General features: G+C 71.2%; 18 protein-coding genes. 13 read left to right on the top strand and 5 right to left on the bottom strand.

Features of this window, described 5'->3' with window-relative positions; all coding sequences use genetic code 11:
• Positions 1–5 precede the first annotated feature (5 nt).
• The 8 genes from recG (at position 6) to mutM (ending at position 7,385) form a co-directional block, all read left to right on the top strand.
• The gene (gene recG / locus ACFY8O_RS00655) at positions 6–2,207 is read left to right on the top strand and encodes an ATP-dependent DNA helicase RecG (protein ID WP_387897497.1); all 2,202 of its coding nucleotides are present in this window, start codon (positions 6–8) and stop codon (positions 2,205–2,207) included.
• 87 nt (positions 2,208–2,294) lie between these two features.
• Positions 2,295–2,879, top strand: coding sequence for a 16S rRNA (guanine(966)-N(2))-methyltransferase RsmD (gene rsmD, locus ACFY8O_RS00650; protein ID WP_145810868.1), 585 nt, complete (start codon positions 2,295–2,297; stop codon positions 2,877–2,879).
• A gap of 26 nt (positions 2,880–2,905) precedes the next feature.
• Entirely contained in the window at positions 2,906–3,385 is a 480-nt protein-coding gene (gene coaD, locus ACFY8O_RS00645; protein WP_208766111.1) for a pantetheine-phosphate adenylyltransferase, read from the top strand.
• Positions 3,386–3,482: 97 nt separating this feature from the next.
• Complete coding sequence (locus ACFY8O_RS00640; protein ID WP_387897494.1) at positions 3,483–4,613, top strand: ATP synthase F0 subunit B; 1,131 nt, start codon at positions 3,483–3,485, stop codon at positions 4,611–4,613.
• A gap of 137 nt (positions 4,614–4,750) precedes the next feature.
• Positions 4,751–5,416 (top strand): YceD family protein, encoded by a 666-nt coding sequence (locus ACFY8O_RS00635; RefSeq protein WP_145810861.1) that lies wholly within the window; start codon positions 4,751–4,753, stop codon positions 5,414–5,416.
• A 2-nt stretch (positions 5,417–5,418) separates the two neighbouring features.
• Complete coding sequence (gene rpmF, locus ACFY8O_RS00630; protein ID WP_003965982.1) at positions 5,419–5,592, top strand: 50S ribosomal protein L32; 174 nt, start codon at positions 5,419–5,421, stop codon at positions 5,590–5,592.
• Between the two features lie 19 nt (positions 5,593–5,611).
• On the top strand, positions 5,612–6,436 hold the full coding sequence (rnc, locus tag ACFY8O_RS00625; RefSeq protein WP_387897490.1) for a ribonuclease III: 825 nt from the start codon (positions 5,612–5,614) through the stop codon (positions 6,434–6,436).
• 82 nt (positions 6,437–6,518) lie between these two features.
• Positions 6,519–7,385 carry a bifunctional DNA-formamidopyrimidine glycosylase/DNA-(apurinic or apyrimidinic site) lyase gene (mutM, locus tag ACFY8O_RS00620; RefSeq protein WP_387897487.1) on the top strand — a complete coding sequence of 289 codons (867 nt, stop codon included), beginning with the start codon at positions 6,519–6,521 and terminating at the stop codon, positions 7,383–7,385.
• Between the two features lie 73 nt (positions 7,386–7,458).
• Here the strand turns inward: mutM and ACFY8O_RS00615 are convergent, their stop codons facing one another.
• From ACFY8O_RS00615 to ACFY8O_RS00605, 3 genes are all read right to left on the bottom strand, one after another.
• The gene (locus ACFY8O_RS00615) at positions 7,459–7,863 is read right to left on the bottom strand and encodes a winged helix-turn-helix transcriptional regulator (protein WP_387897484.1); all 405 of its coding nucleotides are present in this window, start codon (positions 7,861–7,863) and stop codon (positions 7,459–7,461) included.
• Positions 7,864–7,940: 77 nt separating this feature from the next.
• Positions 7,941–9,980 carry a fibronectin type III domain-containing protein gene (locus ACFY8O_RS00610; RefSeq protein WP_387897483.1) on the bottom strand — a complete coding sequence of 680 codons (2,040 nt, stop codon included), beginning with the start codon at positions 9,978–9,980 and terminating at the stop codon, positions 7,941–7,943.
• A gap of 143 nt (positions 9,981–10,123) precedes the next feature.
• Positions 10,124–11,068, bottom strand: coding sequence for a CAP domain-containing protein (locus tag ACFY8O_RS00605; protein WP_387897480.1), 945 nt, complete (start codon positions 11,066–11,068; stop codon positions 10,124–10,126).
• A 155-nt stretch (positions 11,069–11,223) separates the two neighbouring features.
• On the opposite strand from ACFY8O_RS00605, the gene ACFY8O_RS00600 reads away from it, so the two are divergent.
• From ACFY8O_RS00600 to ACFY8O_RS00585, 4 genes are all read left to right on the top strand, one after another.
• Complete coding sequence (locus ACFY8O_RS00600; RefSeq protein ID WP_145810850.1) at positions 11,224–11,505, top strand: acylphosphatase; 282 nt, start codon at positions 11,224–11,226, stop codon at positions 11,503–11,505.
• A gap of 444 nt (positions 11,506–11,949) precedes the next feature.
• Positions 11,950–12,162 (top strand): hypothetical protein, encoded by a 213-nt coding sequence (locus tag ACFY8O_RS00595; protein WP_145810848.1) that lies wholly within the window; start codon positions 11,950–11,952, stop codon positions 12,160–12,162.
• Between the two features lie 312 nt (positions 12,163–12,474).
• The gene (locus ACFY8O_RS00590) at positions 12,475–16,221 is read left to right on the top strand and encodes a chromosome segregation SMC family protein (RefSeq protein WP_387897477.1); all 3,747 of its coding nucleotides are present in this window, start codon (positions 12,475–12,477) and stop codon (positions 16,219–16,221) included.
• A gap of 241 nt (positions 16,222–16,462) precedes the next feature.
• Complete coding sequence (locus tag ACFY8O_RS00585; RefSeq protein WP_145810844.1) at positions 16,463–17,881, top strand: sugar porter family MFS transporter; 1,419 nt, start codon at positions 16,463–16,465, stop codon at positions 17,879–17,881.
• Between the two features lie 169 nt (positions 17,882–18,050).
• Here the strand turns inward: ACFY8O_RS00585 and ACFY8O_RS00580 are convergent, their stop codons facing one another.
• Positions 18,051–19,442 (bottom strand): purine-cytosine permease family protein, encoded by a 1,392-nt coding sequence (locus ACFY8O_RS00580; RefSeq protein WP_387897474.1) that lies wholly within the window; start codon positions 19,440–19,442, stop codon positions 18,051–18,053.
• Between the two features lie 109 nt (positions 19,443–19,551).
• Between ACFY8O_RS00580 and ftsY the strand changes: the two genes are divergently transcribed.
• Positions 19,552–20,757, top strand: a complete 1,206-nt coding sequence (gene ftsY / locus ACFY8O_RS00575) for a signal recognition particle-docking protein FtsY (protein ID WP_387897472.1) — start codon at positions 19,552–19,554, stop codon at positions 20,755–20,757.
• A 65-nt stretch (positions 20,758–20,822) separates the two neighbouring features.
• On the opposite strand, the gene ACFY8O_RS00570 is transcribed toward ftsY, so the two are convergent.
• Positions 20,823–21,470 (bottom strand): bifunctional DNA primase/polymerase, encoded by a 648-nt coding sequence (locus ACFY8O_RS00570; RefSeq protein WP_387897469.1) that lies wholly within the window; start codon positions 21,468–21,470, stop codon positions 20,823–20,825.
• Positions 21,471–21,494: the final 24 nt, after the last annotated feature.

The following is a 21,494-nucleotide window of genomic DNA, read 5'->3' as shown; positions in this document are numbered from 1 at the left end:
GTGCAATGGAGCGCGTGTCCGCTTTCGATGAACCCCTCAAGAAGCTGCTCGGCGGAGCCACCGCGAAGGTGATGGCCGAACACCTCGACCTGCACACGGTCGGGGATCTGCTGCACCACTACCCGCGGCGCTACGAGGAGCGGGGCCGCCTCACGGCGCTCACCGAGCTGCCCCTCGACGAGCACGTGACGGTCGTCGCCCAGGTGGCCGACGCGCGGGTCATGATGTTCAACAACGGCCGGGGCAAGCGGCTGGAGGTCACCCTCACCGACGGCAGCGGCCGGCTCCAGCTGGTCTTCTTCGGGCACGGCGTCCACAAGCCCCACAAGGAGCTCCTGCCCGGCCGCAGGGCGATGTTCGCGGGCAAGGTCTCCGTCTTCAACCGGAAGATGCAGCTCGCCCACCCCACGTACCAGCTCCTCGACGCCCACGACGAGGGGGAGGCGACGGAGGCCGTCGACGCCTTCGCGGGGCAGCTGCTGCCGATCTACCCCGCCTGCAAGCAGCTCGACTCCTGGCGGATCGCCAAGGCCGTCGACACCGTGCTGCCCAGCGCCCAGGAGGCGGTGGACCCGCTGCCCCCCTCGCTGCGGGACGGCCGCGGCCTCGTCCCGCTGCCGGAGGCGCTGGTCAGGATCCACCGGCCGCAGACCAAGGCCGACATCGCCGCCGCGCGCGACCGGCTCCGCTGGGACGAGGCCTTCGTCCTCCAGGTCGCGCTCGCCCGCCGGCGCTTCGCGGACACCCAGCTCCCCGCGGCGGCCCGCGCGGCCGTACCCGGCGGGATGCTCGACGCCTTCGACGCGACGCTGCCCTTCACGCTCACCGACGGCCAGCTCAAGGTCACCGAGGAGATCTTCGGCGACCTGGCGACCGAACACCCGATGCACCGGCTGCTCCAGGGCGAGGTCGGGTCGGGCAAGACGCTGGTCGCCCTGCGGGCCATGCTCCAGGTCGTCGACGCCGGAGGCCAGGCGGCGATGCTGGCGCCCACCGAGGTGCTGGCCCAGCAGCACCACCGGTCGGTCACCGAGATGATGGGGGAGCTCGCCGAAGGCGGCATGCTCGGCGGCTCCGACAAGGGCACCAAGGTCGTCCTGCTCACCGGGTCCATGGGCACCGCGGCCCGCCGTCAGGCACTGCTCGACCTGGTCACCGGCGAGGCGGGGATCGTCATCGGCACCCACGCGCTGATCGAGGACAAGGTCAAGTTCCACGACCTCGGCCTGGTCGTCGTCGACGAGCAGCACCGCTTCGGCGTGGAACAGCGGGACGCGCTGCGCTCCAAGGGCAAGCAGCCCCCGCACCTCCTGGTCATGACGGCCACGCCCATTCCCCGGACGGTCGCGATGACCGTCTTCGGCGACCTGGAGACCTCCGTGCTCGACCAGCTCCCGGCCGGCCGCTCGCCGATCGCCAGCCACGTCGTGCCCGCCAAGGACAAGCCCCACTTCCTCAGCCGCGCCTGGGAACGCGTCCGCGAGGAGGTGGAGAACGGCCACCAGGCCTACGTCGTCTGCCCCCGCATCGGCGACGACGACGAGGCCCCGGAGAAGAAGGGGAAGCCGGCCGCCGGTGAGGACGCCGAGAAGAGGCCCCCGCTCGCCGTCACGGAGATCGCCGAGCAGCTCGCCAAGGGCCCGCTGGCCGGCCTGCGCATCGAGATCCTGCACGGCCGGATGCAGCCCGACGACAAGGACGACGTCATGCGCCGGTTCGCGGCGGGGCAGGTGGACGTCCTGGTCGCCACCACCGTGATCGAGGTCGGCGTGAACGTCCCGAACGCCACCGCGATGGTGATCATGGACGCGGACCGTTTCGGCGTCTCCCAGCTGCACCAGCTCAGGGGCCGCGTGGGTCGTGGCAGCGCCCCCGGCCTCTGCCTGCTCGTCAGCGAGGCCCACGAGGCGAGCCCCGCCCGCGCCCGGCTCTCCGCGGTCGCCGCGACCCTCGACGGCTTCGAGCTCTCCCGCATCGACCTCGAACAGCGGCGCGAGGGCGACGTCCTCGGCCAGGCGCAGTCCGGCGTCCGCTCCTCCCTGCGGGTGCTCAGCGTCATCGACGACGAGGAGGTCATCGCGGCGGCCCGCGAGGAAGCCGTACGCGTCGTCGCGGGCGACCCCTCCCTGGAGCGGCTGCCCGAGCTGCGCACCGCCCTGGACGCACTGCTCGACAAGGACCGGGAGGAGTACCTCGACAAGGGGTGACCGGGCGGATCCGCGCGGACGCCATATCGTGGGAACACGGCACGCGTCCCGTCCTGTGTGCCGCCCGCGACCCGAGGACCGACACCCATGACCCGCGTGATCGCCGGCTCGGCCGGCGGACGCCGCCTGGCCGTCCCGCCCGGCACCGGCACCCGCCCCACCTCCGACCGTGCGCGCGAGGCCCTGTTCTCCACCTGGCAGGCGCTGCTGGGCACGCTCGACGGCATCCGTGTCGCCGACCTGTACGCCGGATCGGGCGCCGTGGGCCTGGAGGCACTCTCGCGAGGAGCGGCCCACGCACTGCTCGTCGAGGCCGACGCCACCGCCGCGCGCACCGTCCGCGGCAACATCCGGACGCTCGGCCTGCCCGGCGCCGAGTTCCGGGCGGGCAAAGCCGAACAGATCGTGACGGGACCGGCCCCCTCCGGCCCGTACGACGTGGTCTTCCTCGATCCGCCCTACGCCGTCACCGACGACGATCTTCGGGAGATCCTGCTCACACTCCGTGCTCAGGGGTGGCTCACGGGCGATGCCCTCGTCACGGTGGAACGGAGCACCAGAGGCGGGGAATTCCACTGGCCCGAAGGATTCGAGCCACTGCGGGCCCGCCGTTACGGCGAGGCCACGTTTTGGTACGGTCGCGCCGCCTCTACGTGCGAAGACGCACGATGACCGCACCGGAGAGCGAGGGAACCACGTTGCGCCGCGCCGTCTGTCCGGGGTCGTTCGACCCCATCACCAACGGACATCTCGACATCATCGGACGAGCCTCGAAGCTGTACGACGTCGTGCACGTCGCCGTGATGATCAACCAGTCCAAGAAGGGCCTGTTCACCGTCGACGAGCGGATCGACTTGATCCGCGAGGTCACGGCGGACTTCGGCAACGTGCAGGTCGAGTCCTTCCACGGCCTGCTGGTCGACTTCTGCAAGCAGCGCGACATCCCGGCGATCGTGAAGGGCCTGCGGGCCGTCAGCGACTTCGACTACGAACTGCAGATGGCCCAGATGAACAACGGCCTCTCGGGGGTCGAGACCCTCTTCGTGCCGACCAACCCCACCTACAGCTTCCTGTCGTCCTCCCTGGTCAAGGAGGTCGCCACCTGGGGCGGCGACGTGGCGCACCTGCTCCCGCCGACCGTTCACGAGGCCCTCGTGAAGCGCCTCGGCGAGAAGTGACGGGCTGACCGGCCGTCACCAGGTGTCGGACGGGAGGCGACTGGCCTTACAGTCGTCCCGTCCGTCTCCAACAGCAGCAGAGAATGGCGAGCACACGGTGGACGTGCAGAAGAAGCTCGACGAGATCGTCGAAACGGTCGGGAACGCCCGCTCCATGCCCATGTCGGCGTCCTGCGTGGTCAACCGCGCCGAGCTGCTCGCGATGCTCGAGGAGGTGCGCGACGCGCTGCCCGGCTCGCTCGCCCACGCCGAGGAGCTCATCGGCGGCAGTGAGCAGCTCGTGGAGCAGGCCAGGCAGGAGGCCGAACGGATCATCGAGTCCGCCCGCGCCGAGCGCGGCTCACTGATCTCCGGCACGGAGATCGCCCAGCGCTCCCAGGCCGAGGCCGACCGCATCCTGTCCGAGGCCCGCAGGGAGGCCGACGAGGTCCGCGCCGAGGCCGACGAGTACGTCGACAGCAAGCTCGCCAACTTCGAGGTCGTCCTCACCAAGACCATCGGCTCCGTCGACCGCGGCCGGGAGAAGCTTCTGGGCCGCGGGGCGGGCGTCGACGAACAGGGCTACGAGGACCCCGACTTCGCGGAGGCTCCCGAGCGCAGCGCCGACCCCGAGACGCTCCGCCGGCGGGCCGACGACTACGTGGACACCAAGCTCGGCGCTTTCGAGGCGGTGCTCGCCAAGACGCTGGAGGCGGTCGGCCGGGGGCGGCAGAAGCTGCACGGCCGGGTGGCCACCGACGACCTCGGCGCGCACATGGCGGCACAGGACGCCGCGGGCGGCCTGCAGCACACGAGCGACGAGGACCACTGGGCGGGTCTGGCCGAGCTCGCCACCCCGGAACCGGTGCGGAGCCCCCAGCCGCACTCCTACGCCGAGCCCGCGCAGCCGGACTACGCGCCGGTGGCCGGCTACCAGGACCCCTCGCAGAGCGCCTTTCCCGCCCAGGCCCAGCCCGAGTCGCCGTACGCGCAGACGTACGGCTACCAGGACCAGCAGCAGGGCCAGGCCGATCCCTACGCCGCCTATCCGCAGCAGCCCGGCCCGGCCGACCCCTACGGCGCCTACCAGCAGCAGGCGTACGACCCGAACCAGCAGCAGGACTACGGCTGGCCGCAGCAGGCCCAGGCTCCCGCGCAGCAGGGCGAGAGCGCGCTCGACGAGACCAGCCTCTTCGACACCAGCATGATCGACCTGGAGCAGCTGCGCCGCTACGAACAGGGCCGCTGACCGGAGCGGTCCGTACCGGATTGGGAGCTGGGCGGTACGTCCAGTATCCTGGCTCTTCGGTCGCGCGTATGTCCGCGATCCCGGCTGCCCTCTTTCCGTCCGGACGGAGGCGGCCCCCCCGAAGCCGCACCACGCACATGATCTCGAAAGCAGGAAACGCCCTGAACGGCCACCTCGACCACCGCAGCCCTCTCGTGTTCGATACGCGCGAGCTGGGCCGGCGTCCTGGTGCCCTGAAGCGGCTGACCCGCACGGCGGAAGCACCGAAGGACCTCGGCATCGACGGGGTCATCGGCGTTCCGGAGAACGCGCCCCTGGCGCTGGACCTCCGCCTCGAATCGGTCATGGAAGGGGTGCTCGTCACAGGCACCGCCCGTGCGACGGCCGAGGGGGAGTGCGTAAGGTGTCTGGAGCCGCTGACCCTCGAGGTCGAAGCGGACTTCCAGGAGATGTTCTCGTACCCTGACGCCGATGACCGGAACCGCAGCAGGACCGCGGACCCGGTCGACGACGCCGAGGACGACGAGGACAGGTTCTTTCTCGAGGACGACTCGTTCGACCTCGAGCCTGTGCTGCGTGACGCGGTGGTGCTCGCACTGCCGCTGCAGCCGGTGTGCAAGGAGACCTGCGCCGGTCTGTGTTCCGAATGCGGGATCAGGCTGGACGAGAATCCCGACCACCACCACGATGCCGTCGACATCCGTTGGGCGGCACTGCAAGGACTCGCCGAGACCGTTCAGGACGGCGAGAAGGACAACATGGGCGGCGCCGAACCGGGCGTCGACGAGAAGCAGGAGAAGTAGCCGTGGCTGTTCCGAAGCGGAAGATGTCGCGCAGCAACACGCGCCACCGCCGGTCGCAGTGGAAGGCTGCGGTCCCCACCCTGGTTTCGTGCGAGCGTTGCCAGGAGCCGAAGCTCCAGCACATTGCGTGCCCGAGCTGCGGCACCTACAACAAGCGCCAGGTCCTCGAGGTCTGAGCGGCTGGTGAGAGGCCCGATGTCTGAGTTGTCCAGCGCCAAGAAGCAGGCAGACAACATCAACACAGCCTCGTCCCACACGCTTCTGGAAGGGCGGCTCGGGTATCACCTCGAGTCCGCCCTTCTGGTGCGTGCGCTGACCCATCGTTCGTACGCGTACGAGAACGGCGGTCTGCCCACCAACGAGCGGCTGGAGTTCCTCGGGGACTCGGTGCTCGGCCTGGTGGTCACGGACACGCTGTACCGCACCCACCCCGACCTGCCCGAAGGCCAGCTGGCCAAGTTGCGGGCCGCGGTGGTCAACTCACGTGCGCTTGCGGAAGTGGGCCGCGGCCTCGAACTCGGTTCCTTCATCCGGCTCGGCCGCGGTGAAGAGGGCACGGGTGGCCGGGACAAGGCTTCCATCCTCGCCGACACCCTCGAAGCGGTGATCGGCGCGGTCTATCTCGACCAGGGCCTCAGCGCGGCCTCCGAGCTGGTCCACCGGCTCTTCGACCCGCTGATCGACAGGTCCTCCAACCTCGGAGCCGGCCTGGACTGGAAGACCAGTCTCCAGGAGCTCACCGCGAGCGAGAGCCTCGGAGTCCCCGAGTACCTCGTCACGGAGACCGGCCCCGATCACGAGAAGACCTTTACTGCTGCCGCTCGCGTCGGTGGTGTCTCGTACGGCACCGGCACCGGCCGTAGCAAGAAGGAAGCGGAGCAGCAGGCGGCGGAATCCGCCTGGCGCGAGATCAGCGCCGCCGCGGAAGCGCGGGAGGCGGCGGCCGAGGCCGCTGCCGACGGAGGGGTCGCCGACACCCCTGCCGACCCGTCGCCGCACTCGGACGCCGCTCCGGCCTGAACCACGTGAGAACCCCTCGGTGCCCTGGTGCACCGGGGGGTTCTCGCTGTCCCGTCACCACCTTCCCGAAGGAGTGCCCGTCGTGCCCGAACTGCCCGAGGTCGAAGTCGTGCGGCGGGGGCTGGAGCGCTGGACCGCCGGGCGCACCGTCGAGGCCGTCGAGGTCCTGCATCCGCGGGCGGTCCGCAGGCACCTGGCGGGCGGCGCCGATTTCGCCGCCCGGCTCCGCGGGCTGCGCTTCGGCACGGCGATGCGCCGCGGCAAGTACCTCTGGGTGCCGCTCGACGAGGCGGACTCCTCGCTCCTGGGCCATCTGGGCATGAGCGGTCAGCTGCTCGTCCAGCCCGAGGAGGCCGCGGACGAGAAGCACCTGCGCATCCGGATCCGCTTCGGTGACGACCTCGGCACGGAGCTGCGCTTCGTCGACCAGCGGACCTTCGGCGGGCTGTCGCTGCACGACAACACCCCTGAAGGACTGCCCGACGTGATCGCGCACATCGCGCGCGACCCCCTGGACCCGGCCTTCGACGACGAGGCGTTCCACCGGGCGCTGCGCCTGCGCCGTACGACGGTCAAGCGCGCGCTGCTCGACCAGTCCCTGATCAGCGGGGTCGGGAACATCTACGCGGACGAGGCGCTGTGGCGCAGCAGGCTGCACTACGAGCGGCCGACCGCGTCCCTGACCCGCCCGAGGACGGCGGAGCTGCTCGGCCATGTCCGCGAGGTGATGCGCGAGGCCCTCGACCAGGGCGGCACCAGCTTCGACAGCCTGTACGTCAACGTCAACGGTGAGTCGGGCTACTTCGACCGGTCGCTCGACGCCTACGGACGCGAGGACGAACCCTGCCGTAGGTGCGGTACGCCGATGCGCCGCCGGCCCTGGATGAACCGCTCCAGCTACTTCTGCCCGCGCTGCCAGCGTCCCCCGCGCGTCTCCGCCGCCTCCTGAGGACGAGGCCGCGGGCCGGAGCAGAGGGCCCCGGTGCCCGGAGGCCGGCGGAACGGGCGGTGCGGTCTCGGCCTCAGTCCGCGCGGGCGGCGTCGTACCGGGCCCGGGCCTCGAGGACCTCGGGCATCCGGCCCTCCACGAGCTGGATCAGCTCCAGCAGCCGGGTGGCGACCGCGCGGCCCAGGTCCGTCAGTTCGTAGTCGACGCGCGGCGGGTTGGTGAACTGCGCCTCCCGCAGGACCAGGCCGTCGCGCTCCAGCGCGTGCAGCGTCTGCGAGAGCATCTTCTCGCTGACCCCGTCGACCCGCCGGCGCAGTTCGTTGAAGCGGGCGCCGCTCTCGTACAGCGCCCCCAGGGTCAGGCTGCCCCAGCGGCCGGTGACGTGTTCCAGCGTCCCGCGTGAGGGGCACAGCCGGGAGAAGACGTCGAAGGGTGAGCCTTCGTCGTCAGCCACGGAAAGCGTCTCGGTCTCGCCCATGACGCCCAGCTTACGCCCGTGCAGCGCTCACTCACGGTGAGCGCTGCACGGGCGCCGAGGCCGGCGGACGCGGCGATTCAGCGGGTCACGACGGAGGTCTCACTCGCACCCGAGGTGGTTCCGTCGGCGTACAGGACCGAGACGCGGTAGTAGACCGTGGTCTCCGCCGGGACGGCGGGGTCCTTCCAGTGCCAGGTGGTGCTGTCACCCTTCGGTTCCGTGCGGACCAGCTCGAAGGCCCCGGTCTGCGGGTTCCAGCGGTGGACGGCGAAGCCGGAGACCTCACCGAGGGTCTCGGAGCTTCCGAGGGCCCAGGAGAGCCAGGCATTCTGGTCGGAGCCGAGGTAGGCCAGCGGGGCGCCCGTCGCCGCCGGGACGGTCGGGCGCAGATCCAGCTCGGTGACGTCGAGGGATGTGGCGCCGTCGGCCGGCGTCAGCTGGTTCCCGTACTGGTCGACGGCGACGACGGCGTAGCGGACCTGCTGTCCGTCGGCCGGCACGGCGTCGTGGAACGTCGTCTCCGCGATCTCCCACGGCTGGAAGTTCGAGGGGTGGGGCACGGGGGTGTACGTCCACCGGCCGTCCACGAGCGCGCCGCGCAGCACGCGGTAGTGGGCGAGACCAAGGTCGGTGTTGGCCTCCCACGAGAGCGTGACGCCGTTCGCCTTCGGGACCGCGGTCACCCCGGTGACGGGCGCGGGGGCGGTCCTGTTCCCCACGACGGCCACGGAGAGCGCGGCGGACGGGGTGCCGCCGTTGCCCTCGTGGTCCAGGGCGACGACGTGGTAGGCGTACGTCGCGCCGGCCGGCGGCGCGGCGTCGGTGAAGGAGGTCCCCCTGATGCCCTTGCCGACCTCCGTGCGGGTGGCCGTGGCCGTTCCGGGGCGGTTGGTCCGGAAGACCGAGTAGCCCGCGAAGTCCTCGCTGGTCACCGCCGAGGCGTCCCAGGTCACGGTGACGCCGGCCTCGCTCTCGGAGGCCCGCGCGTTGAGCGCGGTGTCGACCGGGCCGGTGAGGTCGTCGCTGTAGTACACGGCGGTGCCGGAGGGCGAGGACTCGTTGCCGTGGGTGTCGACGGCGGTGACCACGTAGTAGTACGTGTGACCGGTCTGCGGCAGCGGGCCGCTGTAGCCGCCCCCGGAGGACGCCAGCCGGTTGGCGGCGGTCAGGGCGACCGGACGCGAGGTCGAGCGGTACACCCGGTACTCGGCGAGGTCGGGCTCGGCGTTGCCGTCCCAGTAGAGGGTGATCTTGGTGGGGTTGCCGATGGCCCAGTTGTCCTCGACGCCCTTGGGAGCGGCCGGAGCCGTCCGGTCGACCGTGGTGACGGCGGCGTCGGCGGTGCCCGAGGAGGTGTTGCCCGCCCTGTCGTACGCGCGTACCTCGTAGTAGTAGACGTTGCCGTCCTTCGGCACGCTCGTGTCGGTGTACGAGGTGGACGTCGTGGTCGCCAGCGCCTTCGCCGGATAGGCCGCGCCCTTCAGCCGCCGGTACACCCGGTAGCCGGCGAGGTCCATCTCCTTGTTCGCGGCCCAGCTCACCTTCGTGGACGTGGAAGCCGTGCTGTAGGCGACGGTGGTCCCGGTCGGGACGAGCGGCTTGACCTTGTCCACGGTCGCCGAGGTGCGGGGCGTGTAGGCGAACTTGACGTCGGCGGACCCGGTCCAGTTCACGAAGTCGACGCGCAGGCTGTGCGTGCCGGACGGGATCGTCAGGTTGACCGTCTTCGAGACGGTCGTGGCGACGTTCTTCCACAGGTCGACCTTGCGCACGCCGTCGACGTACACGCGTATGCCGTCCCGGGAGGACGCGGTGAAGGTGAAGGGCCCGCCGGATCCGAAGTCGCGGGTCATGGACCAGCGGACTCCGAAGTAGTTGGAGGGCATGCCCGGGTATCCGGGTGCGCCCGTGCCCCAGTTCTGGTCGATCACGGAGTCGCAGTCGGTGCCCTTGGGCGTCCCGGAGAACGTGGTGTTCGCGTAGAACGTCCGCTTGAAGACGGGCGATGCGCAGGTGACGGCTGCGGAGGCGGGGGCGGCCGTGGCGAGCAGGCCGCCCGCTGTGGCGAGCACCACGGCGCTCGCGGTGGCCACCGTGGTGCCTCTGGGTCGGTTCATGCGTTCCTTCGGTCTTGATCAGCCATGGCTGAATGAAGCTGCCGAAAGATCAAGACTCCTGATGGCGGGCCATGGTTGTAGGCCCGAGGCACAGCGTGAGGCCCCTGCCCGTCCAGGACGGGCAGGGGCCTCTCCGGTACGTCTCAGAAGCCGAAGTCCTGCGTCCACCAGGGGCCGCCCGCGCCGAGGTGCACTCCCACGCCGAGCGTCCTGTAGTCGCAGTTGAGAATGTTTGCGCGGTGGCCGTCGCTGGCCATCCACGCGTCCATCACGGCCTGGGCGTCCACCTGCCCGCGGGCGATGTTCTCCCCGCCGAGACCCTCCACACCCGCTGCGGCGGCACGGTCCCAGGGGGTCGCGCCGTCCGGGTCGGTGTGGTCGAAGAAGGCGCGGGCGGCCATGTCCTCGCTGAAGTCCTGGGCGAGCGCGGTCAGTGAGGCGCTGGTGGTGACCGGGCTGCAGCCGACCTTGGCGCGCTCCTGGTTGACCAGTGCGAGCACGACAGCCTGGGCCGAGGTGGCGGACGGGCTCGTGGAGGCGCTGGGCTCCTTGCCGGGAGCGGCCGAAGCGGTTTTCGGCGCGGCTGGCGCCTTGGTGGCGGGGGCCGAGGACACGCTCTTCTTCGGCTTCGGGGCCGGTGCCTTCGTCCGCTCCGGAGTCTTCGCCGCCTGCTTCGAAGCGGTGGCCGAGGGCTTCTCGGACGGCGTCCTGACCGGGGTCGGTGAGGCGGAGGCCGAGGGGGTGGCGGAGCGGTCGGCACCCCTGCTCGCCTCGGCCGATGCCGAGGCCGAGGTGCGGCCGGTCGGTTCGTCGGACGCGTCGCCCTGGGTCAGCAGGTCGGGGGCGCCGCCCGCGTGGACACGGTCGGAGGACGGGCTGCCGCTGACGTCGTAGCTGCCGCCGCCGGGCAGCAGGCCGGAGGCCACAGCCACCGCTCCGACGGCCACCGCCGCGGAGACACCGAGAAGCCCGGCGCGCACGGGTAGGCCCGCTCGCCTCTTCCGGCGCGCACCGCGCGGCCCGTCCGCCGCGTTCGCCGCGTGCTGCTCAGCGGCGGGGGCCGCGCCTGCGCGTCGATGCCGTCCCATGCGCTGTGCCTTCCTGTGCTCCGGGCGCCGTGGCCGACGTCACCGTATTCTTGATCAAACTCACCTGTTCGGGTGAGGCTATTGCGAGGGGACCTTACGCCATGACGGATTGGGGCGACGTGCTCCTCGGGCAATTGGACGGTTAGCGTTCGGGCATGAACGAAGACGCACGACTCGTCGTATGGGTACGCGGCCGAGTACAGCAAGTGGGATTCCGCTGGTTCACCAGGGCAAATGCTTTGGAGATCGGAAAACTCACCGGCTTCGCCCTGAATCTCGACGACGGCCGGGTGCAGGTGGTGGCCGAAGGGCCACGTGAGAATTGCCACCGTCTCCTGGAGTGGCTCGGCTCCGCCGACACACCCGGGCGCGTGGACGGGGTCACTGAGATCTGGGACACGCCACGCGGCGGTTACGAGGGATTCGCGATCCGCTGACGCCCCACGGGAAAGGACGCCCGGATCCGCTCCGTACGCACCGTGCGGCGTGCGGTGACCGGAAGGCCGGCAAAGGCCCCGCACCCGAAATGACCTGCGGAATGTTCGGTGGCGGGACATGGTTGCCAAGAACGCCCTGGCATGCCAGGCTGCGGCATTGACGAAGATCTCCACACCCCTCGGGGGCCCGCAGGAGAGTCGCGCCGCATGATCGCCGAGCCGCGCGCCCCCGGGACACCCGGCTCCCCGGCGTGTGATCGTGTTGACCGTCAAACTTTTTGGTGAGACGCTGAAAACCCCGCGCACCTTAGCTGTTCGGCAGGGCTGGTGACAGCAGAACAGCAGTGACGACACAGAGCACTGCCGAGCACCGCGGGTGCGATTCCCTCACGACCACGACCCACACCGCATCGGTCGGTCACTCAGTGTGGAGGACCATCCATCATGGCAAAGGCGCTTCTCGGTTACGTCGGCGGATCCGACCCGCGACTCCTCGCCGAGATGCGACGGCTTCAGAAGCGCGTCCAGGACCTGGAATCCGAGCTCTCGCGGATCCAGGACGAGAACGACGCGCTCAACGCCGCCGCCCAGCACCAGGAGTCGCTGCTCGACAGCATCGACATCGACGTACCCCAGGCGGAGCCCGCGCTGACCTGACCCTCAGGCCCTGCCGGGGCCGGTCGGGCCGCACGCCAGCTGCTCGGGATCATCCAACGAATGTCTTTCGTCACGGATCGCCGTCCTGGAACACCGAGGATTGCTCGTGATCCGGTCCGCTCGCGATCCGTCACGCAAGACCGTGCACGGAGGGCAGTACACGCCTCACCGTGCGAGTTTCACAAGGGACGCTCCGGCGTCCCTTCTTTCTTTCCCCCCGGACCGTCACCCGCGTATCGCTCTTCGCTTACCGTCTGATGTGCCCTGCACCTTCATCAGCGAAACCGAGAGTGAAAGGTAGAGTCCGGCGGCGTGCACCTCAAGGCCCTGACCCTGCGTGGTTTCAAGTCGTTCGCCTCCGCCACGACCCTGCGGTTCGAACCCGGGATCACCTGCGTCGTGGGGCCCAACGGGTCCGGTAAATCGAATGTGGTGGACGCGCTCTCCTGGGTCATGGGTGAACAGGGAGCGAAATCCCTGCGCGGCGGCAAGATGGAAGACGTGATCTTCGCCGGGACCACCGGAAGGCCACCGCTGGGCCGCGCCGAAGTGTCGCTGACCATCGACAATTCCGACGGCGCGCTGCCGATCGAGTACGCCGAGGTGACGATCACCCGGATCATGTTCCGCAACGGCGGAAGTGAATACCAGATCAACGGGGACACCTGCCGGCTGCTCGACATCCAGGAACTGCTCTCCGACTCCGGTATCGGCCGGGAGATGCACGTCATCGTCGGTCAGGGACGGCTGGACTCCGTCCTTCACGCCGATCCGACGGGCCGCCGCGCCTTCATCGAGGAGGCGGCGGGCGTGCTCAAGCACCGCAAGCGCAAGGAGAAGGCGCTGCGGAAGCTGGAGGCGATGGGCGCCAACCTCGCCCGCGTCCAGGACCTCACCGACGAACTGCGCCGCCAGCTGAAGCCGCTGGGCCGGCAGGCCGCCGTGGCCCGCCGCGCCGCCGTCATCCAGGCCAACCTGCGCGACGCCAGGCTGCGGCTCCTCGCCGACGACCTGGTCTCGCTGCGCGAGGCGCTGCGCAGCGAGATCGCCGACGAGGCCGCGCTGAAGCAGCGCAGGGAGGCGGCGGAGGCCGAACTCCGGGCGGCGCTCGCACGCGAGGCCGGTCTGGAGGACGAGGTACGGCGGCTGGCCCCACGGCTCCAGCGGGCCCAGCAGACCTGGTACGAGCTCTCCCAGCTGGCCGAGCGGGTACGCGGCACGATCTCGCTCGCGGACGCCCGGGTGAAGAGCGCCACCGCCGCGCCCGACGAGGAGCGGCGCGGGCGTGACCCCGAGGACATGGAACGCGAGGCCGCCCGGATCCGTGAGCAGGAGGCCGAGCTCGAAGCGGCACTCGAAGCGGCGGAGCACGCGCTGGAGGACACCACCGCGCACCGGGCCGAACTGGAACGCGAGCTCGCGGTGGAGGAACGCAGGCTCAGGGACGCCGCCCGGGCCATCGCCGACCGCCGCGAAGGTCTCGCGCGGCTCAACGGGCAGGTCAACGCGGCCCGGAGCCGGGCCGGTTCGGCGCAGGCCGAGATCGACCGGCTGGCCGCGTCGCGCGACGAGGCACGGGAGCGGGCGGTAGCGGCGCAGGAGGAGTACGAGCAGCTCAAGGCCGAGGTCGAGGGCCTGGACGCGGGTGACGCGGAACTGGCGGAGCGGCACGAGGCCGCCAAGCGGGAGCTCGCGGAGGCGGAGGCGGAGCTCGGCGCGGCCCGGGAGGCGGTCACCGACGCGGAGCGCAGCCGGGCGGCGCTCTCGGCCCGCCACGACGCGCTGTCGCTGGGACTGCGGCGCAAGGACGGCACCGGGGTCCTGCTCGGCGCGGGAGACCGGCTCGCCGGGCTGCTCGGCCCGCTCGCGGAACTGCTCACGGTCGCCCCGGGGCACGAGGTCGCGGTGGCGGCGGCACTGGGCGCGGCGGCCGATGCGGTCGCGGTGTCGGATCCCGCTGCGGCGGCGGACGCGATCCGGCTGCTGCGCAAACAGGACGCGGGGCGCGCGGCGCTGGTGCTGGGCGGGGCGGGAGGCGGACAGGTGCCGGCCCAGGGCACGGAACAACGCCCGGAGCCGGCCGCCGCCGGCCAGGTCCCCGGACAGGCGTCCGGAGCGGACCACGGCGCCCTGCCCGGGGCGCATCACGGGACCCCGCCCGGGGCGGAACCCGGTGGCGCCGCCGGGGCCCTCCACGGCGGGCAGCCGGTCGCGGCCGTGGCCGCCCCCGCCGCCGACGGCTGTGCCGCGCCCGCGGTCGCCGGCCTGGTGCGGGGCCCGGCCGAACTGCTCACCGCCGTACGCCGCCTGGTGCGCGGCACGGTCGTCGTCGGCACCCTGGAGGACGCCGAGGAACTGGTCGCCGCGCACCCGGACCTGACCGCCGTCACGGCCGAGGGCGACGTCCTCGGGACCCACTTCGCCCACGGAGGATCGGCCGGGGCGCCGAGCCTGCTGGAGGTGCAGGCGTCCGTCGACGAGGCCGCGGCCGAACTGGCCGAGCTCGCCGTGCGCTGCGATGAGCTCGCCTCGGCCCAGCGCCTCGTGGCCGCACGGCGCGGCGAGGCGGCGGCGCTGGTCGAGGAGCTCGGTGAGCGGCGCCGGGCCGCCGAGCGGGAGAAGTCCGGAGTCGCGCAGCAGCTGGGACGGCTGGCCGGGCAGGCCCGGGGCGCCGCGGGAGAGGCCGAGCGCACGACCGCGGCGGCGGCCCGGGCACAGGAGGCGCTGGAACGGGCCACCGAGGAGGCCGAGGAACTGGCGGAACGGCTGCTGGTCGCGGAGGAGACGCCCGTGGAGGAGGAGCCGGACACCTCCGTACGGGACCGGCTCGCCGCCGACGGGGCCAACGCCCGGCAGACCGAGATGGAGGCCCGGCTCCAGGCCCGTACCCACGAGGAGCGGGTCAAGGCGCTCGCCGGGCGGGCCGACGCGCTGGACCGGGGGGCCCGTGCCGAGCGGGAGGCCCGGGCCCGCGCGGAGCAGCGCCGCGCCAGGCTGCGCCACGAGGCGGCCGTCGCCACGGCAGTGGCGTCGGGCGCCCGGCAGCTGCTGGCCCACGTCGAGGTCTCCGTCGTACGGGCCGAGGAGGAACGGTCCAGGGCGGAGGCGGCCAAGGCCGAGCGGGAGCGGGAGCTCACCGCCGAACGCGGCCGGGGCCGCGAGCTGAAGAGCGAGCTCGACCGGCTCACCGACTCGGTGCACCGGGGCGAGGTGCTCGGTGCCGAGAAGCGGCTGCGCATGGAGCAGGTGGAGGCGAAGGCCCTGGAGGAGTTCGGCGTCGAGCCGGCCGGGCTGGCCGCCGAGTACGGGCCGGAGCAGCTGGTGCCCCCGTCGCCCGCCGCCGAGGGCGAGGAACTCCCGGAGGATCCGGAGCACCCGCGCAACCAGCCGAAGCCGTTCGTCAGGGCCGAGCAGGAGAAGCGGCTGAAGGCGGCCGAACGGGCGTATCAGCAACTCGGGAAGGTGAATCCGCTGGCCCTCGAGGAGTTCTCGGCACTGGAGGAACGGCACAAGTTCCTCTCCGAGCAGCTCGAGGACCTGAAGAAGACCAGGGCCGACCTCATGCAGGTGATCAAGGAGGTCGACGAGCGCGTCGAGCAGGTCTTCACCGAGGCGTTCCGGGACACCGCACGCGAGTTCGAAGGCGTCTTCTCGCGGCTCTTCCCGGGCGGGGAGGGACGTCTCGTCCTGACCGACCCGGACAACATGCTGACGACCGGTCTCGACGTCGAGGCGAGGCCGCCGGGCAAGAAGGTCAAGCGGCTCTCGCTGCTGTCGGGCGGCGAGCGATCCCTTACGGCCGTTGCCCTGCTGGTCTCGATCTTCAAGGCCAGGCCGAGCCCGTTCTACGTCATGGACGAGGTCGAGGCCGCGCTCGACGACACCAATCTGCAGCGCCTGATCCGGATCATGGAGGAGCTCCAGGAGAGCTCCCAGCTCATCGTGATCACGCACCAGAAGCGGACGATGGAGGTCGCCGACGCGCTCTACGGCGTCTCCATGCAGGGCGACGGCGTCTCCAAGGTGATCAGTCAGCGTCTGCGCCGGACTCCGGGGTAGACGGACTGAGGGGCAGTCACATCCCTTTTACCTAATCTTCAACATCTGAACGCACCTTTTGGGTATCCCTGGGTACTTGTGAGTGACCCCTTGGCCAGAGTCGAATGTTGACTTCGAAACTTGAACGCATAACCTCAGCAATGTTGTTTTTACCTTCAAGTGGTGGTCGGCTGAAAGTTGTGCGCCACTAGGAGGGCTCACCCCCCACACCTGACGTTGCGGCCAGGTACCAGGAGTTCATGTGACCAGCACAGCGCGCGGCCCGGAGTCCGGAGCCCGGGAGGCCCACCCGGACCATCTCGGCCATGTCATCTTCATCACCGCAGCCGCAGCGATGGGCGGCTTCCTCTTCGGCTACGACAGCTCCGTCATCAACGGTGCCGTCGAAGCCATCCGTGACCGGTACGACATCGGGTCGGGGACCCTGGCGCAGGTCATCGCCATCGCCCTGATCGGCTGTGCCATCGGTGCGGCCACGGCGGGACGTATCGCCGACCGGATCGGCCGTATCCGCTGCATGCAGATCGCCTCGGTGCTCTTCACCATCAGCGCCGTCGGTTCCGCCCTGCCGTTCGCCCTCTGGGACCTCGCCATGTGGCGGATCATCGGCGGCTTCGCGATCGGCATGGCCTCGGTCATCGGCCCCGCCTACATCGCCGAGGTCTCACCGCCCGCCTACCGCGGCCGCCTCGGCTCCTTCCAGCAGGCCGCCATCGTCATCGGCATCGCCATCTCGCAGCTGGTCAACTACGGCATCCTGCAGATCGCCGACGGTGACCAGCGCGGTGAGATCGGCGGCCTCGAGGCCTGGCAGTGGATGCTCGGCGTGATGGTCGTGCCGGCCATCCTGTACGGGCTGCTCTCCTTCGCGATCCCCGAGTCGCCGCGCTTCCTGATCTCGGTCGGCAAGCGGGACCGGGCCCGGAAGATCCTCGAAGAGGTCGAGGGCAAGAACGTCGACCTGGACGCGCGGGTCGACGAGATCGAGACGGCCATGCGCCGTGAACACAAGTCCAAGTTCAGCGACCTGCTCGGGAGCCGCTTCGGCTTCCTGCCGATCGTCTGGGTCGGTATCGGCCTGTCGATCTTCCAGCAGCTCGTCGGCATCAATGTGGCGTTCTACTACTCGGCGACGCTGTGGCAGTCCGTCGGCATCGACCCGACCGACTCGTTCTTCTACTCGTTCACCACGTCGATCATCAACATCCTCGGCACCGTGATCGCCATGATCCTGGTGGACCGGGTGGGCCGCAGGCCGCTCGCGCTCGTCGGATCCACCGGTATGGCCGTCGCCCTGGCCTTCGAGGCCTGGGCCTTCTCCGCGGACCTGATCGACGGCAAGCTGCCGACCGCGCAGGGCGTCGTCGCCCTGGTCGCCGCGCACGTCTTCGTGCTCTTCTTCGCCCTCTCGTGGGGTGTCGTCGTCTGGGTCTTCCTGGGCGAGATGTTCCCGAACCGGATCCGTGCCGCCGCGCTCGGCGTCGCCGCCTCCGCGCAGTGGATCGCCAACTGGGCGATCACCGCGAGCTTCCCGAGCCTGGCCGACTGGAACCTGTCGGGCACGTACATCATCTACACCTGCTTCGCCGTGCTCTCCATCCCCTTCGTGCTCAAGTTCGTGAAGGAGACCAAGGGCAAGGCGCTGGAGGAGATGGGCTAATCCCCGCTGCCCCTCTCCTCGACCCCGCTGCCCCGGTCCGGCTCCTGCCGGCCCGGGGCAGCGTTCTTCCCGGGGCCGCCGCCGTGGGGCCGCCCGGCGCCCGCCGCCGGGGACGCGCCGCCGCACGGGCCGCGCGGGTACGTGCCGCCGGCCGACGGCCTGTCAGGTGTCAGAAGCCCTCCGGCTCGGCGGCCAGGCGCTCCGTGGGACGTGGCAGCAGCGCGTACACCCCCGCCGCGACGAGGATCGTCGCTGCCCAGCCCAGACCGTGACGGCCGACCCAGGTGGAGGCGAGCGGGCCGGTGAACCACTCCACCTCGGTCAGCAGCAGCCCCACCACGAGCGCGGTGCCCCAGGCGCCCATGGCCGGCCTGCTGAACCCGTCGGCGTACCAGTAGGCGCTGCGGTGCGAGGTGTCCAGGAGCGCCACCGGGTCGTAGGCGCGGCCCCGCAGCAGATCCACGCCGAAGACCCCGATCCAGGCGGAGAAGGCCACCCCGAGCAGGGTCAGGAACGAGGTGAACGTGCCGATGAAACTCGTCGCCACCATCGTCAGCACCCCTCCGAGCAGCAGGCTGATGGCCGCGTTCACGCCCACCGCCCAGGCGCGGGGGACCACGAAGCCGAGCGTCTGTGCGGTGAAGCCCGCGGAGTACATGGACATCGCGTTGATCAGCACCATGCCGGCGAGGGCGGTCAGGAGGTACGGCACCGAGATCCACCTCGGCAGCAGTTCGCCGATGAAGGCCACCGGGTCCTCCGTCACGGCGAGGTCGGGGGAGTCCACGGCCATCACGGCGCCCATCATCACCATCGGCAGGACGGTCACCAGAGCCCCGCCCACCGCCGCGGCGACCATCGCACGGCCGGACGCGGCGCGCGGGAGGTAGCGGGCGAAGTCCGGGGCGGAGGGGACCCAGCTGATCCCCCCGGCGGCCAGCGTGCCGATCCCCGCGATCATGAGTGCCGCAGGGCCCGGAGGCCGGCCGAGCACCTCCCGCCACGCGGTGGCGCCGGCCAGGTGCACGAGGACCAGGAGACTCGCGGCGCCGAAGAGGCACGCGGAGAGGCGCGAGGAGAGCGTCAGCGCCCGAATGCCCAGACCCGACACGAGGAAGCTCGCGGCGACGAAGGCCGTCAGGGTCACCAGCACCAGCGTGTGGGTGACGTGGACGCCGAACAGCAGGTCGAGCACGGCCAGCAGTGCGTAGGAACCGGTGACCGCGTTGGCGGTCTCCCACCCCCAGCGGGCCACCCACAGCAGGGCGCCGGGGAACAGGTTGCCGCGCTGCCCGAAGACGGCCCGGGAGAGCGCCATGCCGGGCGCCCCGCCACGCTTGCCGGCGATCGACACGAACCCGACCAGCCCGAAGGCGACGACCGGGGCGACCACCGCCACGACCAGCACCTGCCAGAGATTCAGCCCGTTGAAGACGGTGAGCCCGGCGCCCACGGTCAGCAGCAGGACCGTCATGTTCGCCGTCACCCAGGTGGGAAAGAGGGTGCGGACCCGGCCCGTGCGCTCGGCGTCGGGGACGGGATCCAAGCCGCGGTTCTCCACGGGCAGCAGCGTACCTTTACCCCCATACGCGGCATACCGCCCAGGCGGCCCACCCGCCGTCGCACCGAACCGCGCCCGGAGCACGGCCGTGGCCGATACTGGACTGGTTATGGAAATCGTCATCCTTGCTGTAGTCATCGCCCTGGTCGCGGTCGGCCTGATCAGCGGGCTCGTGGTCAGCAGCCGCAAGAAGAAGCAGCTGCCGCCCTCGGCACCGTCGAGCACGCCGACCATCACTCCTCCCGCCGAACCCCACGTCGGTGAGGAAGCCGAGGCGCCGCGCGACGAAGCGCGGCGCACCATCGAGGAGGCCGGTCTCCCCGGCACCGGGACTCCCGTCGAGCAGACCCCGGTCGTCGTCGAGCCGGAGATCCCCGCGCTCGAGGTCCCCGAGCCCACCGCGGGCCGTCTGGTGCGGCTCCGCGCCCGGCTCGCCCGTTCGCAGAACTCCCTGGGCAAGGGGCTGCTCGCCCTCCTGTCCCGCGACAACCTCGACGAGGACACCTGGGAGGAGATCGAGGACACGCTCCTCACCGCCGACGTCGGCGTCGCCCCCACCCAGGAGCTCGTGGAGCGGCTCCGTGAGCGGGTCCGTGTCCTCGGAACCCGCACGCCCGAGGAGCTGCGGACCCTGCTGCGGGAGGAGCTCGTCACCCTCCTCGGTCCCGACTTCGACCGTGCGGTGAAGACGGAGGGCGGCGAGGAGACGCCGGGTGTCGTGATGGTCGTCGGGGTCAACGGCACCGGCAAGACCACCACCACGGGCAAGCTCGCCCGCGTGCTCGTCGCCGACGGCCGCAGCGTCGTCCTGGGCGCCGCCGACACCTTCCGGGCCGCCGCCGCCGACCAGCTCCAGACCTGGGGCGAGCGCGTGGGCGCCCGTACGGTGCGCGGGCCCGAGGGCGGTGACCCCGCGTCGATCGCCTTCGACGCGGTGAAGGAAGGCATCGCCGAGGGTGCCGACGTGGTGCTCATCGACACCGCGGGCCGCCTGCACACGAAGACCGGCCTGATGGACGAGCTCGGCAAGGTCAAGCGGGTCGTCGAGAAGCACGGGCCGCTCGACGAGATCCTGCTCGTCCTCGACGCCACGACCGGTCAGAACGGGCTGGTCCAGGCGCGGGTGTTCGCGGAGGTCGTCGACATCACCGGCATCGTCCTCACCAAGCTGGACGGGACCGCCAAGGGCGGCATCGTCATCGCCGTCCAGCGCGAGCTCGGTGTCCCCGTGAAGCTCATCGGACTCGGTGAGGGGCCGGACGACCTGGCCCCGTTCGAGCCGGGCGCCTTCGTCGACGCGCTGATCGGCGACTGACGGGCGTACGGCCCGGGAGAGCGCCGAGGGCGGTGGACCCGTGAGGGTTCACCGCCCTTCCGCGTTCACCCGCGGTGGCATATGTAGGCGAGGACGCCGAGCAGCAGCCTGGCCTGCGGGGGAGCCGCGGCGGTCCCCGGGTCCGGCGGGCGCAGCCAGCGGACGGGGCCCAGACCGCCCAGATCCGACGGGGGAGCGGTGATGTACGCGCCCCGGCCCAGTGCCCGCAGATCCAGATCCGCGTCGTCCCAGCCCATGCGGTAGAGCAGCCCCGGCAGTCCCGCGGCGGCCCCGGGCGCCACGAAGAACTGGGTACGGCCGGTCGGGGTCACCGCCACCGGGCCCAGCGGCAGCCCCATCCGTTCCATCCGCACCAGTGCGCGCCGGCCCGCGGCCTCGGGGACGTCGAGCACGTCGAAGGTCCGGCCCACCGGGAGAAGCATCGAGGCGCCCGGCACCTCGGCCCAGGTGTCGGCGGCCGTGCCGTGCGTGGCGCCCGGTGGTACCTCGCGGGCGAAGTCCAGCGGATGCGCGCCGGGGGCGGCACACGCGGAGTCCCCGCACGAGCAGGTACCGGCCGCCGCTCGTGCGCCCGGTGCCACCGCCCAGCCCCAGAGTCCTGCGTACTCGGCCACCGCGGTCGCCCCGGCCGCACGGCCACGGCGCCGCGTGCCGGACCGCATCTCACGGATGCCGCCGATCGTGAAGCCCATGCCCCCTCCAACGGGTCCGACTCA

The sequence above is a fragment of the Streptomyces argenteolus genome (assembly GCF_042902585.1).
Taxonomy (GTDB): domain Bacteria; phylum Actinomycetota; class Actinomycetes; order Streptomycetales; family Streptomycetaceae; genus Streptomyces; species Streptomyces argenteolus.
The sequence above is the reverse complement of the archived record's forward strand: the minus strand, read 5'-3'. Positions and strand labels throughout refer to the sequence as shown.

What these genes read in the sequence shown, in the direction of transcription:
- recG (WP_387897497.1), top strand. Translation starts at nt 6, where the DNA reads ATGGAGCGCGTGTCCGCTTTCGATGAACCCCTCAAGAAGCTGCTCGGC.
- rsmD (WP_145810868.1), top strand. Translation starts at nt 2,295, where the DNA reads ATGACCCGCGTGATCGCCGGCTCGGCCGGCGGACGCCGCCTGGCCGTC.
- ACFY8O_RS00635 (WP_145810861.1), top strand. Translation starts at nt 4,751, where the DNA reads ATGATCTCGAAAGCAGGAAACGCCCTGAACGGCCACCTCGACCACCGC.
- rnc (WP_387897490.1), top strand. Translation starts at nt 5,612, where the DNA reads ATGTCTGAGTTGTCCAGCGCCAAGAAGCAGGCAGACAACATCAACACA.
- ACFY8O_RS00615 (WP_387897484.1), bottom strand. Translation starts at nt 7,863, where the DNA reads ATGGGCGAGACCGAGACGCTTTCCGTGGCTGACGACGAAGGCTCACCC.
- ACFY8O_RS00610 (WP_387897483.1), bottom strand. Translation starts at nt 9,980, where the DNA reads ATGAACCGACCCAGAGGCACCACGGTGGCCACCGCGAGCGCCGTGGTG.
- ACFY8O_RS00605 (WP_387897480.1), bottom strand. Translation starts at nt 11,068, where the DNA reads ATGGGACGGCATCGACGCGCAGGCGCGGCCCCCGCCGCTGAGCAGCAC.
- ACFY8O_RS00600 (WP_145810850.1), top strand. Translation starts at nt 11,224, where the DNA reads ATGAACGAAGACGCACGACTCGTCGTATGGGTACGCGGCCGAGTACAG.
- ACFY8O_RS00595 (WP_145810848.1), top strand. Translation starts at nt 11,950, where the DNA reads ATGGCAAAGGCGCTTCTCGGTTACGTCGGCGGATCCGACCCGCGACTC.
- ftsY (WP_387897472.1), top strand. Translation starts at nt 19,552, where the DNA reads ATGGAAATCGTCATCCTTGCTGTAGTCATCGCCCTGGTCGCGGTCGGC.
- ACFY8O_RS00570 (WP_387897469.1), bottom strand. Translation starts at nt 21,470, where the DNA reads ATGGGCTTCACGATCGGCGGCATCCGTGAGATGCGGTCCGGCACGCGG.